Origin of the sequence: Spartinivicinus ruber, assembly GCF_011009015.1 — a bacterium.
GTDB classification, from domain to species: Bacteria; Pseudomonadota; Gammaproteobacteria; order Pseudomonadales; family Zooshikellaceae; genus Spartinivicinus; species Spartinivicinus ruber.
Genome location: NZ_CP048878.1, coordinates 5,235,562 through 5,250,119, shown reverse-complemented (window position 1 = coordinate 5,250,119; position 14,558 = coordinate 5,235,562). Strand labels below are relative to the sequence as shown.

The window sequence follows — 14,558 nt, the reverse complement described above, 5'->3', positions numbered from 1 at the left end:
CTTACCTAAACTATAGTTGAATAGAGATGGTGTTTGCTTTGCTGATGAAAGTTTGGGCGTGTATATAAATCTAATTATTTAGGGTGAATTAGATGATAAGCATTTGTTCTGTGTTATTGCTTTTTATACTTATATCTGGGCAGGTGATAGCTTCAACTACTATTTTCACATTTAGAGCGCCAGAAAGTGGAAAAGATACACGGTTCAACTACGATAACTCTGCTTTGGAGCTTGCTTTGAAGAAAACCCAAAAGGAATATGGAGAGTATATACTAAAACCAAGTCCTGTAATGAACTTTGCTAGAGCAATGCGCTCTGCTCAACTCAATCAATACCAGAACTTTTTTTTTAAGCAGTCTTATGATGAAGAACTTAAAGAAAAGGATCTAGCCTATGTTCCTTTCCCCATTGATCTGGGTATTGTTGGATATCGAGTTTGTTTTCTTTCTGAGACAATTAAAGACAAGGTCGCCAGCGCAAAGACATTTGATGAATTACGCAAGTTTTCACATGGTCAAGGAGTAGGTTGGGCAGATACTGTAATTCTTCAAAATAGTGGCATGAAGGTTATGACTATTTCTAATTATGAAAGCCTTTTTCATTTGGTTGCTGCAAATCGTTTTGACCTATTCTGTCGTGGGGCTAATGAATTACTTAATGAGTATAATTCATATAAGCATATTAAAGACTTAACATATGATACTTCAATGTCTATAGCCTATCCTCTACCACGTTTTTTTTATACCCATAAGTCAAATAGTGATGCTATTGAGCGGGTTTATAAAGGACTAATTGCTGCTTATCAAGATGGCTCATTAAAAGAGTTATGGACAAAATATTATAAAGAAAGTATTGAGTTTGTGAAGTTGCATGCGCGGAAAATTTATTGGATTGAAAATCCTAACCTAAAAGGTATTGAGTCTAATCAGTACCGTCAGTACTTCTATGATCCATTTTCTGAAAAAATGTAAAAATAGGGTTGTTAATAACAAAAAGGATGTATCTTAAAGATAAGCTTTACTATGCGTAGTCAATCACTGGCAAAAAAAACTTTAGCTCATATTTTGTTAATTAGCTCTGCAATTACTTTGGTTATAATTTGTGCGCAAGTATATTCTGATTATAACGCAGATTTGAGTGTCATTAATGAGCGGCTAGATAATATAGAAAGAAGCTATGTTTCATCAATTGCCAAGCAAACTTGGGATTATAGTTTTGATGCTTTGAAGGTGACAATTGAAGGAATTGGACAATTACCAGATGTTGCTTATGTAAAGTTTATTAATAATGAAGAAACGGAGTTCACGGTCAGTAATTTAAAGGAAATAAAATATCCTAAAGAAAGAGTTTATCAAGTTGACTATATGACAGGAAAGAATGCAGTTAATGTTGGTGTATTAACCGTTGTTGTTGACTTGGCTGATGTTTATGAGAGATTAATAAATAAATCAATTTTTATTGCTTCGTCTCAGGCTATAAAAACTTTTTTGGTTTCTGCTTTTATTTTATATTTTATATATAAATTGATTATCTCTAGGGTAAATAAAGCAACTGATTTCGCAGATTCTTTCTCACTAGATAGTTTGACTAATCTTGAAAAGCAAGATTTTGATAGTAAAGACATTATAGGTAGTGATGAATTATCTAAGCTACTCAAAGCAATGACACATATGAAAAAGCAGTTAAAAGAAGAGATTAGCAAAAGAGAAGAAGATCAACGAAAATTATTTGAACAGGCTACCTATGACTCACTAACCAAGCTCGTTAATCGTAAGTATGCTCTAGATAAGTTGGAACTACTGCTGATTCATGCAAAACGATTTAAACATTCTTTGGCGGTTATTTACTTGGATATTGATCATTTTAAGGATATTAATGACACGCTTGGTCATGACTTTGGTGATGAACTTTTAAAATTAGCTGCGAAACGCATTCATGATACTGTGCGTAAAGGAGATATTGCATGTAGATTGGGTGGTGATGAATTTTTATTAATTTTAACCAACTTGAATGCACCTAATGGAATTGAAATTGTCCTTGATAAGCTGGAGGAATGCTTTTTGCGGCCATTGCAAATTTTTGAGCATACAGTTTATGTGTCGTTAAGTATAGGAATATCTCTTTATCCAGTAGATGGAAGCTCTGTTAGAGAACTGATCAAACATGCAGATATAGCATTATATAGTGCTAAGAAGGCAGGAAGAAATTGTCATCGATACTTTGAATCAAAAATGAATACCTGGGCCGAAAAAAGGCTTGAAATGAGCTCAAGATTACGAACAGCAATTTCTAAGCAAGAGTTTACAATATATTGCCAGCCCCTGTTAAACATTAAAAATAAAAAAGTAATAGGAGCTGAAGCACTGGTCAGATGGTTTAACAATGAAGATGGAATAACACTTCCAGATAGTTTTATACCTTTGTCTGAAGAAAATGGTTTAATTGTTGTGATAGGTGATCAAGTGGCTGAGTTGGTTCTAGCAACTGCGGTTAAATGGGGGTTGACTTGGGGAGGGCAATTTAAGGTAGGAATAAATATCTCAGCACGTGAGTTACGAGAAGCTAGCTTTGTTGAGCGTCTTACCAAACAAATGAAAAAGTATAATATGAAAAGCTCGTCTATTGAGGTAGAAGTTACGGAAAGAATTTTGTTAGATAAAAGTGATAAATCAGTAGAAAATTTGTTAAAATTGGCATCATTAGGTATTAAACTATCATTAGATGACTTTGGTACCGGTTACTCATCGTTAAGCTATTTACAAAAATACCCATTTAATACATTAAAGCTTGATCGTTCCTTCCTTACAAAAGTACCTGCTGATAGTAAAAGCGCGGCATTGTCCTCAGCTATTATTCGTTTAGCTCATTGTTTGGGATTTGAGGTAATAGCAGAGGGTGTTGAAACCGAAGAGCAATATCGGTTTCTTGAGCGAGAAGGGTGCGATATTGTTCAAGGGTATTATATCGCCAAACCGATGAGCATCCAGGATTTTGAAGAGTGGATGGACCAGTGTGGTGGAACAGTGGACTTGAAATTAGATGAGTTGCCGTCTACCAGACAGGCCAGTATATAAGTGTATAAAGAAGCACATGTCTTTTAGAGCGACATGTGCTACAAGTTTATGGTAATTGATTATGGTATTAGCTGAATTGACCAGCTGATAATAATTCCAGTGACAGGCTCTGAGTTGTCAGATGTGTCTTTAAAAGCAAGTTGCCAATTTTTTCCTTTTAATGTGCTGAGGACGTTAGTAGGGATAGTGGAAGTATAGGATTTTTGTATACCATCTGAGCTATCGCCATCATTTCTCATGATAAAGTAGCCTGTTCTTGTCGCTTGGCTAACTAAGGCTATTCTTAGCTTACTATGGTCTCGATGTTTGACAGTAAAGCGAACAACGGCTGATTTTGAATTTGGTGCATTATTTGGTATATCAAGCCCTCTACTGAATTCGTATTTACCAGGTTTAATGCCGTAGGCTTTATGATCCTGATAAACATATTGACCATTATTATTGCTATCGTCATCATCATCGGGGTTGGTACTGCCTTCTTTAATCTTTAAAAATTCGGCACTGACCGGTCCCCAGATACCACTACTATCTTTTGACCTTACATACACTATATGTCGTCCAGGCTCTAAACCAGTGGTGTCTATAGTGCCACTAATATTATCTCGTCTTCCTGTTATCTCTAGCGGCACTGCTGTGTGACCTGCAGTCCAGAAAGGAGTATCAATTGAATATTGGGCTTCGTTAACACGTTGAGTGTCTACCTGGCCATTTATTTGGTTGAAGTTAGCATCAGTTGCTTGAGCAGTTAGTTTAACTTGAGTGCCAGCTTCAACTTCGGAATTATCAGAGCTAAGGGTTAAATTGAGTGTTTCAGGGCCTGAAGGAATTTTATAGGGTGCTCGGACAACTTTAGCTGCATAAAGTAACGCTTTTAGATTGTCGGGCTTAATTTTATTTTCAAATTCTTGGCAAGGCTCAAAAAATTGTTTACCTAATTCAAAGGTGAAACCTGCTACTCCAAGTTCACCATAGGCGAAGTCGTCACTGGCACCATCTGTTAGATATAAACCAGTAGAAGCCTGTTGGGGTTTGTAATTATTAAACCAAGCAAAACGACGTCCTAGTGTTTCAAGAGCTGTCCCATTAGGTGCAGGTTTGACTGAATCACCCCAAGGCCACAGTACTAAGCCGGCAGCACTATGAATATCAATAAAAATACCGCTGGTGTCGTCAGGTGCTTTGTCGGTTTTTCCTGGGCCGCGATTATCTTGCCAAAGCTGTTTCATATAGTTTTGTACGGCTTGTGTTTCTGGCTCCGATGCTGCTTCTGTACCGTGGTAGGTAATTTCACATTGATTATCACTTGATCCTCCATCAACACTATTCCAGCCGTAAGTAAAATTGCGGTTTAGGTCAACGCCTCGTCTGGTTGTATTTGTGCAGTGGTTGTTATTAGTATTTTTGCGCCAGGATAAACCTTGCTCAGCCCACTTACGGCCATCAGGGTTAGAATGCAACATGAGGTGAACTTCATGGTGGTCTAGTATCCAGGTGATGTTAGCATCTTTACCATAATTTTCGGTTAAGTGTCGTGCAAATGCCAGTGCTAGTGGAGCAGTCGTGTACTCCCTTGCATGCAAACCACTGTTTAAAAATAATTTAGGTTTGTTGCCGCCGATTTTTTTGTTGGTTAGCTTCAATACTCTTATATCATAGCCTTTTGTTGGATCTTGCTGTTTTTCCCAGGAATCACCTACATCTAACCATTGAGCGATTGAGGGAAAGTTTCTGGCGATTTGCTGAGCTTCGGAGAGAGTTTCTTCAACAGTTTCATAGCACTGATAGCTGGGGATACCATCCGTTTGTTCGTTTAAACCGGATCGTAAAGATATAGAAGGCTGTTGCATTTTATTCTTTATTTTTTCTAGCTTACGCCTTCTGTTTTCAATCCACTGTGTTGCTTCCTCTATATTAACTTTAAAATTTTGTTGTTTAGCTAAATCGGTTAATCTTTTTTTATCATCAGGGGAAAGTTCTAAAATTAAGCTAAATGACTTATCGTTTGATTCAAGCATTTGAGCATGATAGCTTAATTTCGCCTTATTAAATATTTTTTCGTTAGCAAAGGTTACTTTATATGTATTAGATAGAGCCGTTTGTTCTTGTTCAATGAAAGTAATTGCCTCAGGGTTTTTCTCATCATTAGCAGTAGCAACTGTTAAGTTGGAAATACCTATCGTTAGACCAATTACCGATGCAAGTGTACTCTTTAACATGGAATTCCTTACTAAAAATATAAGCTAATAATTGAAATTAATTTCGTAAATAAAGCGACTTTAATAGGTCGGCTTATTATATGCAGCTAAATACATAGGTTGTTAACTGTTCTTTAATTATATGTTGCTGTAGCAGGGTAGATATTTAACTGTTTCATTAACTAAATTAGTAAATGACTTTTTGTTTTGTTATGTGATAAAGAACGCAGGGCTTGTGTATTTAGTTTGTAGTATTGGCTACAAAATATGTCTGATTTTTTCTGGTTTAGTGAAAGTTTGCTTTTATTATTATCTAATGACTCTATTATTATTTTACTCAAATAATAATAGAGTCATTCTTGAGTATTTTTTCTAGAAATTGTTGTATTACTCGCTTATTCCTAAACCCATTTTTTAAGTTGAAATCTTGTATCTATGTATAAGTTCAGTCTGTGTTTAATTTTAGATATGTAGCCAATGAACTGTGGCGCTGATAGTTTTTAACTATTTATTTAATAACACTTATCATTTTCATTTATTGGCTGGGTTTCCTTACACTAATGATATAGCGCATCACGGGAGGTCTGGCGATGTTCATGCAATTACAACAAGGGTTACGCAATTCATTTGCTCAGCAAGGTTGGCAGCTAACCAATAAGCGCCTGTTATTACCGACCGTTTTGTTTGCTTTATTGCTTGCTGGTGATAACACGCGGGAACTAACAATTGGTGTACTAGCTGATGCATTCTGGCAAGTGGCAGCGTATGTAGCGGCTACTTTAGCATTATTCCATTACTTAACAGAACGCTTTGATAATAATGGCCTTTTTAAGGCTAAGCTGGCTAATAGTAATACGTTACAGGTGTTGTTTGCTGCTTTTATGGGGGCTTTACCTGGTTGTGGTGGGGCAATCGTAGTTGTTACTCAATATGTAAAAGGCAATTTAAGCTTTGGTGGGGTAGTGGCAGTATTGACTGCCACTATGGGCGACGCGGCATTTTTATTGTTAGCTAGCAGGCCAATTGATGGGTTGTTCATCGTGAGTTTAGGTTTTGTAGTGGGCTTTGTTTCTGGGGTGCTAGTAGACAGAGTCCATGGGGCTGATTTTATGCGTCCTAGGTTAAAAGCGCAGACAGTACAGAGTGATTGTAGTAAAGCAAATACATGTAACCGAGAAGTCATCAAGTTACAGGGAAAGTTCTGGCAGTGGATGCTATTACCTGCCATGGTGTTTGCCATTTTAGGTTCATTTCAAATTGATACTGACCAGTTATTTGGTTTCAGCGAAGGTTCCTCTGCGGTGTTAGGGGCCGTTGCGGCAATGATAGCCATTGTGTTATGGGCAACCACGCGCGATATAACTGATTATGAGTCTGCGGTTGCTGAAGACCCTAAAGCCAACAGTGCTGCCTTATTTCAGCGAGTGGCTCAAGATACCAACTTTGTGACCAGTTGGGTAATTGCAGCCTTCTTAATCTTTGAGCTGATTGTATATTGGCTTGATATTAATTTAGCGTCAGTATTTTCTGATTGGGCACTGTTAATGCCGTTAATGGGGGTGGTTGTTGGGCTATTACCGGGTTGTGGTCCGCAAATCTTAGTAACCAGCTTATATATCAGCGGAGCTATTCCGATGTCTGCGCAGGTAGGGAATGCTATTAGTAATGATGGTGATGCGCTGTTCCCAGCCATTGCATTGGCACCTAAAGCAGCAATAATGGCAACGTTATACTCTACTATTCCTGCAGTGGTTGCTGCTCACAGCTATTTCGTTATCTTTGAGTAAATAAAGCACCAGGGTAGGTGCTTTATCAGGTTTTCACGATTAGAATTGGCGCTTTTAACAGTGAAGCGCCTTTATGCTTAGTTATCGCCATGCCTTTCATGCTGGCAACCATGCCGATGTGCTCAAACATCTTACTGAAGTTTTGATATTAGACCACTTACTGCAAAAGCAGGATAAGCCTCTGTGTTATATCGACACCCATTCCGGCCCAGGGATGTATGCACTTCAACAAGGTTATGCCCAGCAAAATGCAGAATATGAAACAGGTATCAGGAAGCTTTGGCTGCAAAATGATTTACCTAAACCACTGGCACGCTATGTTGAGGTTGTCGCTGCCAATAACTCTGATAACTCGCTTAGTTATTATCCTGGCTCTCCCGCCATTGCCAGGCATTTGCTGAAATCGGCTGATCGGCTCCAGCTTTTCGAGCTGCATCCAAAAGACTTTGACTTGCTGAAAGGTTGGTCTAGAGGTGAACGGCGTATTCTGGTACAAAGGGAAAATGGCTTTGAGCGTCTAACGGCAATACTTCCTCCTCAAGAACGACGAGCATTAGTGGTAATCGATCCACCTTATGAAGTTAAGCAGGATTATCAGCAGGTAATATCAGTGTTACAGCAGGCAATAAAACGCTTTGCTACGGGTGTTTATCTGCTGTGGTATCCATTATTAGCAAGGCCAGAGCTTCAAACAATGGAACGCAAACTAAAGCAACTATCCGTTCGTTATTTGCATGCCAGCCTACAAGTAAGAGATGAAGATCTGGGAGGGATGTACGGGAGTGCGGTGTTTGTGATTAATCCGCCATGGCAGCTAAACGAGCAATTGGCCCAATGTTTACCTGTACTTCAGCAGCTGCTTGGTCAAGATGCAAAAGCTAAAATAAGTTTGACTACTCATGGCTTAGATTGATGTAAAAGTGACTATGCTTTAATTGTTGTATAGGGCACCTATAAGTCAGTAGTGAGTGGCTGCCTATAAGAAAAATTGGCATGACTTTGGCGTTATCAAAATTAATTAAACACGGCTAAACAAAACTTTGTCGCTTTTTAATAATAGCGATGCTGGCCTCTCTTGACAGGGTGTTTACCCCAGTCATAAGGTTCATAGAGCTTACAACATTAAAATGGTGGATGATGTTTAATTCACGTAGACAATTAATAACGGTAACGCTGACTACAGCACTTTGTAGCTCTCCACTATTAATGGCGGCTAAAAGTCCGTTTTGGACCAAGCTCACTATACCTAATGATGCGCCAGCACAAGCAATTGGAACCTATCAAGCTGGCTGCCTTGCTGGCGGTGAGTCTTTGCCACCTAATGGTAATGGTTATCAGGTAATGCGGCTAACAAGGGGCCGTTTTTATGGTCATCCTAACTTAGTTGGTTTTATCAAAGACCTTGCGGGCAATATGGATAAGTATAATATTGGTACCTTATTGGTGGGTGATTTATCCATGGCCAGAGGAGGTCCCTTCGTTAGCGGTCATCGCAGCCACCAAAATGGGTTGGATGTTGATCTTTGGTATAACCTGGAAAAAGATCGCCCCTTATCATTACATGAGCGGGAAGCCTTGGGAGCCTATTCTCTAGTAGCTTCGAATGGACGGAGTGTTAAGCCTAGGCTATGGAGCCAAAACCATCGGCAAATGTTGAAATTTGCTGCTTCTAACCCTAATGTCGCTCGAATTTTCGTTAATGCCGCTATTAAAAAGCAGCTGTGTAAAAGTAAAACCAGTGCAGATGATGGTTGGCTAAGAAAAATCCGTCCATGGTGGGGCCATGCAGATCATTTTCATGTCAGAATGAAGTGCCCAGCTGACAGTCCTCAGTGTAAATCACAAGCACCTATACCGAAGGGGAGTGGTTGTGATAAGTCGCTCGATTGGTGGTTTGCCAAACATAAACCAGTTAAGCCCAAAAAGCCGACTAAAAAACCTGCTAAACCAAAGCCTAAGTTGCCCTATTGGAAGCAGGTTAAACTACCTAAAGCATGTAGTCGGATATTTAGAGCTAAATCCAAGTACTTGCATTAATAGCTTATCTCCGTTGGTTTATACCCTGCGATGGGTATAAACCAACGTCATAACCTCCATCTTTCTCACTTGCGACAAAACTTGTCTTCATTCTCATAATGACTATTGAACCAACTGTTATAGGTTTGTTACACTCAAATTATCTTAAACGATTTAGATAGAATATTTAGTTGAATAGCCAGATTATAGAACGCTTATAAGCGTTCATTATGTGTACAGTTGTACTCAAAGTGGCATAAAGCAAAATGAATAAGAAAAATTGTTGAAAGTAAAAACGATAAGAGCCTTAAAACCATAAATAACAAACAAAAAATTACATAACAATAAATATACCTAAAGTGTAGGGTGTAACAGCCAGGAAGCTCTAAGCTTACAAAGCCTGTATAGGTTGTAAGAAATAGGCTGGGCTGATAATAAATATTAGGAGTTGCCCATGAAAATGATCGCTCGCTTAGTATCAGGTGGATTTTTTGCTGTTTTACTGTTTTCCGCTAATTTGGCCATTAGTGAAACACTAACTATTTCCTGTGGAGCAGTAGGAGCTGAATTGTCTTTATGTAAAGAGGCTGTAGCCTCTTGGAGTAAAAAAACAGGTCATCAGGTTAACGTTATTTCAACCCCGAACTCATCCACTGAACGGTTAGCTTTATATCAACAAATATTTTCTGCCAAAAGCAGTGATATTGATGTCTTTCAAATAGATATTATTTGGCCTGGGTTATTAGCTAATCATTTAGTTGACTTATTTCCATTTACTAAAGGTATAGAAAAACAGCATTTTCCTACGTTAGTCGAAAATAATACTGTCGCGGGAAAATTGGTTGCTATGCCCTGGTTTGTCGATACGGCGCTTTTATATTATCGGAAGGATTTACTAGAGAAATATAATCAGCCGGTTCCTACTACTTGGCAGCAGTTGTCGGATATTGCTAAAACAATTCAAGCGAAAGAACGCGAAAATGGTAATGCTCAGTTGTGGGGATATGTATGGCAAGGGCGTGCCTATGAAGGGCTGACCTGTAACGCTTTAGAATGGCTTTCCAGTTATAATGGTGGTTCAATTGTTAATAATAAAGGCAACATTACCGTTAACTCAAAAGCGGCTCAATCGGCACTCTCATTGGCAGGACAGTGGGTTGGTCAAATCTCACCACCAGGGGTTTTAAATTATACTGAAGAAGAAGCCAGAGGGGTTTTTCAATCAGGCAATGCTGTGTTTATGCGCAACTGGCCTTATGCTTGGGCATTAGCTCAGGGAAAAGATAGTGCTATCAAAGGTAAAGTGGGTATTGTTGCATTACCTAAAGGGGGAGATGAAGGCAAGCATGCATCTACTTTAGGTGGTTGGCAATTGGCTGTTTCAAAATACTCTAATAACCCTAAACTAGCAGCTGATTTAACTCTATTCTTAACCAGCTACGACATTCAAAAACAGCGACTCTTAAAAGGTGCATTTAATCCTACTATTAAAAACCTATATGAGGATAAAGAGATAGTTGCTTCAGCACCAGTGGCTGAAACGTTAGTAAAATCTTTAGAGCAAAGTGTGGTACGACCATCCACTGTGACAAAATCAAAATATAATCAAGTCAGTAACTTATTCTTTAATGCTGTACATAATGTGCTGGCAGGTAAGGTAACACCGAAGCAAGCGTTGAAAAAACTGGAGAAAAAGCTGAAGAGAATAAAGCGTAAAAAGTGGAGCTAATATATAACAATGGAACAGACGCTTGCTAAACAACAAGTCCCTAAACGAACATTAACATTGCTGCTAAATAATTTGTCTGCTCAGCAGCAACGGGTGGTGTATGCTTGGGCTTTTTTGGTACCTACTATCATCTTGTTGCTTTTAGTAGCAGGTTGGCCATTATTAAGAACAATTTGGTTTAGTTTTACTGATGCCAGTTTGGCTAATTTAGATGAGTTTGAGTGGATTGGCTTTGGAAATTATTTATATTATGAAGATGGCGAGTATTATGGCCTGTTAACAGACAGTGAATGGTGGCAGTCGGTTTGGAATACAGTATTTTTTACTTTAATGTCAGTCAGCATTGAGTTGGTGTTAGGATTATTGATTGCCTTGGCATTAAATCAGAAATTTCCAGGCCGTATTATTTTCCGTACGGTAGTATTAATCCCTTGGGTTATACCCACCATTGTTTCTGCTAAAATTTGGGGGTGGATGCTCCACGATCAGTTTGGTGTGATTAATCACCTATTAGTTTCGGCGGGGTTGATTGATAAACCACTCGCTTGGACGGCAGACTCAGATTTATCTTTGTGGGCGGTGGTTATTGTGGATGTATGGAAAACCACTCCCTTTATGACCTTGCTTATTTTTGCTGGGCTACAAATGTTGCCGACTGACTGCTATCGTGCAGCAAAAATTGATGGTATTCCACCATTAAAATTGTTTTTTCGGGTGACTTTGCCATTGCTGGCTCCCACTATTATGGTGGCGGTAATTTTTAGGGCATTAGACGCATTAAGGGTATTTGATGTTATTTATGTGTTAACTGCAAATAATACTGATACTATGTCTATGTCAGTGTTTGCCCGTCAACAGCTCGTGTCATTTCAGGATGTGGGTTATGGCTCAGCGGCTTCTACTTGTTTGTTCTTTATTATTGCTCTGATTACTTTGGTATATTTGTATTTAGGGAGGAAGCAAGTGGGAATGGATAAGTGAATACCCTTCGAGAATGAAGTTTATGCTTTTTTATCTTCGTTTGAACACCAAGGAGGGTGGGAGTGTAGATTATTCAGGAGAATTTATCTGCCTGTTACTTATTATGCATAAGATTCTGGGGACAAGTCTGAAATAGCAAGACTTGTGGTAGCAACCTTAACTTATAAGAAAGTGCTACTGGGACTCATCACTTGATGACCTCGCCTAAACTATCTGTCACTGTGGGTATAAAGGTTTTGTTGTGTTTAAATACAAGTTATAAGAATACCACCTTGAGGTATTGTTGTGAGTAAATTAAAAGCAATAATTTATAAAGTGTTTTTTTATTTGTTTTTACTGGTGGTTACAGTGTTTTCACTATTTCCATTTTATTATGCAATAGTGACATCGCTAAAAAGTAAAAGTGAGTTGTTTAGTGTTGACTTGTTGCTTAATAAAATTCAACTGGTTAATTACCAAAGTGTGTTGTCCAGTGAGAGCTTTTTATGGTCAATAGCAAACTCTGTATTAGTGGCTAGCGCTGTGGTCGGTATTTCATTACTCGCAGCTATAACTGCAGCTTATGCGTTAGGACGAATTGAATTTAAAGGCCGCCGTGCTTTGTTGGTGATTGTATTGGCTGTGTCGATGTTCCCTCAAGTTGCTGTATTGGCAGGTTTGTTTGAAGTGATCCGCTGGTTTGATTTATATAATAATTTATTAAGTTTGGTTATTTCCTATACGCTATTTACGCTACCTTTTACAGTTTGGGTTTTAACCACGTTTATGCGACAACTGCCAAAAGAATTAGAAGATGCTGCCCTTATTGATGGGGCAACACCTTGGACTACGTTAACAAGAATTTTAATGCCATTAATTTGGCCAGCAGTGATCACAACGGGCTTATTGGCTTTTATTGCTGCATGGAATGAGTTTTTATTCGCGCTGACATTTACGTTAACCGATGATCAGCGAACGGTACCGGTTGCTATTGCTTTGATCAGCGGTAGTTCCCAGCATGAGTTACCTTGGGGAAATATTATGGCGGCTTCGGTAATAGTAACTATACCATTAATTATCTTGTTATTAGTTTTTCAACGTAGAATTGTCTCTGGATTAACGGCAGGTGCTGTTAAAGGTTAGGAATAAAAATATGCAGCAAAATACCGACTGGTGGCGTGGTGCTATCATTTATCAGGTGTACCCACGTAGTTTTTTTGATAGTAATAATGATGGTGTTGGGGACTTACCAGGGGTTACTGAAAAACTACCCTATATTGCCAGTTTAGGCGTAGACGGAATTTGGCTTTCGCCGTTTTTTAAGTCGCCCATGAAAGATTTTGGTTATGATGTGTCAGACTATCGGGCAGTTGACCCGATGTTTGGTCATCTTGATGACTTTAAAGAGTTATTGGAAAAAGCCCATCAGTTAGGCTTAAAAATATTAATTGATCAGGTGTTAAGCCATACTTCTGATCAACATGTTTGGTTTCAAGAAAGCCAACAAAATAAAACTAACCCAAAAGCTGATTGGTATGTATGGGCAAATGCAAAACCTGATGGCAGCCCGCCTAACAACTGGTTGTCTTTATTCGGTGGTTCAGCCTGGCAGTGGGATTCCCGTCGCCAGCAGTATTATTTGCATAACTTTCTGGCGAGCCAACCTGATTTAAATTTTCACAATGAAGCTGTTCAGCAGCAGGTTTTAGAAGAAGTTAAATTTTGGCTTGATCTGGGGGTTGATGGTTTCAGGCTTGATACGGTTAACTTTTATGTGCACAGCAAAAACTTGGAGGATAATCCACCACTACCTGCTGGTGCCAAGAAATCATTAGGGGTGCGGCCAGATAACCCTTATTCATTTCAACGGCATGTGTATGATATTTGTCAGCCGGAAAATATTGATTTTATTGTTAGACTGCGTCAATTATTGGATCAGTACCCTGGCACCACAACGGTTGGTGAAATAGGTGCTGATGATACCTTGCAAGTGATGGCGGACTATACGTCAGGTGGCAATAAGCTGCATATGGCGTATACCTTTGATTTACTTAACAGACAACACGATGCGGATTATATACGACAAGTAGTTTGCCAGCTTGAGGCGCAAATTGGTGATGGCTGGCCATGTTGGGCACTAAGCAACCATGATACAGTGCGTAGTGTTACTCGGTGGGGGGAAGGGCATCCCTCGCAAGCGTTTGCTCAAGTTAGCCTGGCCATGTTAATGAGTATGCGTGGCAGTGTTTGTTTATATCAAGGTGAGGAATTGGGCCTACCCGAAGCTGATGTACCTTTTGAGCTGATTCAAGATCCATATGGCATTCCTTTCTGGCCGGAGTATAAGGGCCGTGATGGCTGTCGAACGCCGATTCCCTGGGATAAAAATGCTACTAATGCCGGGTTTTCTCAAGAAAAAACTTGGTTACCCATGTCTGAACAGCATGTCGACTTAGCGGTTAGTGAACAACAGGTAAACCCTAATTCCAGTTATCATTTTATCCGGCAGTTTATTAAATGGCGCCAACAACAGCCAGCATTACGCAATGGTACAATTGAGCTGTTTGAAAATACGGGTGAGGCTTTAGTTTGGTGGCGGCGTCACCCAGATCAACAGTTATTGGTTGCAGTTAATTTAACAGCTGATACCCTGACAATACCTTTATCAATCAACAAGATTGAACAGTTGGCTGGGCATGGTTTTGAAGGTCATTATGAAAATGGCCAGCTGGTTTTGCCTGCTTACCAAGCATTTTTTGGCCAGTTATTTTAGATAATGTGTTTTCAGTTAGTGCAA

General features: G+C 39.1%; 10 protein-coding genes. 9 read left to right on the top strand and 1 reads right to left on the bottom strand.

What is annotated here, in order from left to right:
• The first annotated feature begins 92 nt into the window (after window positions 1-92).
• Together G4Y78_RS23800 and G4Y78_RS23795 are read left to right on the top strand one after the other, a co-directional pair.
• Window positions 93-971: a type 2 periplasmic-binding domain-containing protein gene (locus tag G4Y78_RS23800; protein WP_163835375.1), complete on the top strand. Its 879-nt coding sequence runs from the start codon at window positions 93-95 to the stop codon at window positions 969-971.
• Window positions 972-1,022: 51 nt separating this feature from the next.
• Window positions 1,023-3,074 carry a bifunctional diguanylate cyclase/phosphodiesterase gene (locus G4Y78_RS23795; protein ID WP_163835374.1) on the top strand — a complete coding sequence of 684 codons (2,052 nt, stop codon included), beginning with the start codon at window positions 1,023-1,025 and terminating at the stop codon, window positions 3,072-3,074.
• A gap of 59 nt (window positions 3,075-3,133) precedes the next feature.
• Here G4Y78_RS23795 and G4Y78_RS23790 read toward each other — a convergent pair whose 3' ends face one another.
• Window positions 3,134-5,290 (bottom strand): M14 family zinc carboxypeptidase, encoded by a 2,157-nt coding sequence (locus tag G4Y78_RS23790; RefSeq protein WP_163835373.1) that lies wholly within the window; start codon window positions 5,288-5,290, stop codon window positions 3,134-3,136.
• A gap of 569 nt (window positions 5,291-5,859) precedes the next feature.
• Between G4Y78_RS23790 and G4Y78_RS23785 the strand changes: the two genes are divergently transcribed.
• The 7 genes from G4Y78_RS23785 to G4Y78_RS23755 all read left to right on the top strand — a co-directional run bounded on the left by G4Y78_RS23785 (window position 5,860) and on the right by G4Y78_RS23755 (window position 14,534).
• A complete protein-coding gene (locus G4Y78_RS23785; protein ID WP_163835372.1) occupies window positions 5,860-7,056 on the top strand; it encodes a putative manganese transporter in 1,197 nt (398 codons plus the stop codon).
• Window positions 7,057-7,129: 73 nt separating this feature from the next.
• The gene (locus G4Y78_RS23780; protein ID WP_163835371.1) at window positions 7,130-7,969 is read left to right on the top strand and encodes a 23S rRNA (adenine(2030)-N(6))-methyltransferase RlmJ; all 840 of its coding nucleotides are present in this window, start codon (window positions 7,130-7,132) and stop codon (window positions 7,967-7,969) included.
• Between the two features lie 221 nt (window positions 7,970-8,190).
• Entirely contained in the window at window positions 8,191-9,093 is a 903-nt protein-coding gene (mepA, locus tag G4Y78_RS23775) for a penicillin-insensitive murein endopeptidase (RefSeq protein WP_222937570.1), read from the top strand.
• 439 nt (window positions 9,094-9,532) lie between these two features.
• Entirely contained in the window at window positions 9,533-10,801 is a 1,269-nt protein-coding gene (locus G4Y78_RS23770; protein WP_163836584.1) for an ABC transporter substrate-binding protein, read from the top strand.
• Window positions 10,802-10,810: 9 nt separating this feature from the next.
• Entirely contained in the window at window positions 10,811-11,782 is a 972-nt protein-coding gene (locus G4Y78_RS23765; RefSeq protein ID WP_163835369.1) for a carbohydrate ABC transporter permease, read from the top strand.
• Window positions 11,783-12,061: 279 nt separating this feature from the next.
• The gene (locus tag G4Y78_RS23760) at window positions 12,062-12,904 is read left to right on the top strand and encodes a carbohydrate ABC transporter permease (protein WP_163836583.1); all 843 of its coding nucleotides are present in this window, start codon (window positions 12,062-12,064) and stop codon (window positions 12,902-12,904) included.
• A gap of 10 nt (window positions 12,905-12,914) precedes the next feature.
• The gene (locus tag G4Y78_RS23755) at window positions 12,915-14,534 is read left to right on the top strand and encodes an alpha-amylase family glycosyl hydrolase (protein ID WP_163835368.1); all 1,620 of its coding nucleotides are present in this window, start codon (window positions 12,915-12,917) and stop codon (window positions 14,532-14,534) included.
• Window positions 14,535-14,558: the final 24 nt, after the last annotated feature.

Coding starts and splice junctions, on each gene's coding strand:
- G4Y78_RS23800 (WP_163835375.1), top strand. CDS start 93: ATGATAAGCATTTGTTCTGTGTTATTGCTTTTTATACTTATATCTGGG.
- G4Y78_RS23795 (WP_163835374.1), top strand. CDS start 1,023: ATGCGTAGTCAATCACTGGCAAAAAAAACTTTAGCTCATATTTTGTTA.
- G4Y78_RS23790 (WP_163835373.1), bottom strand. CDS start 5,290: ATGTTAAAGAGTACACTTGCATCGGTAATTGGTCTAACGATAGGTATT.
- G4Y78_RS23785 (WP_163835372.1), top strand. CDS start 5,860: ATGTTCATGCAATTACAACAAGGGTTACGCAATTCATTTGCTCAGCAA.
- G4Y78_RS23780 (WP_163835371.1), top strand. CDS start 7,130: ATGCTTAGTTATCGCCATGCCTTTCATGCTGGCAACCATGCCGATGTG.
- mepA (WP_222937570.1), top strand. CDS start 8,191: ATGATGTTTAATTCACGTAGACAATTAATAACGGTAACGCTGACTACA.
- G4Y78_RS23770 (WP_163836584.1), top strand. CDS start 9,533: ATGATCGCTCGCTTAGTATCAGGTGGATTTTTTGCTGTTTTACTGTTT.
- G4Y78_RS23765 (WP_163835369.1), top strand. CDS start 10,811: ATGGAACAGACGCTTGCTAAACAACAAGTCCCTAAACGAACATTAACA.
- G4Y78_RS23755 (WP_163835368.1), top strand. CDS start 12,915: ATGCAGCAAAATACCGACTGGTGGCGTGGTGCTATCATTTATCAGGTG.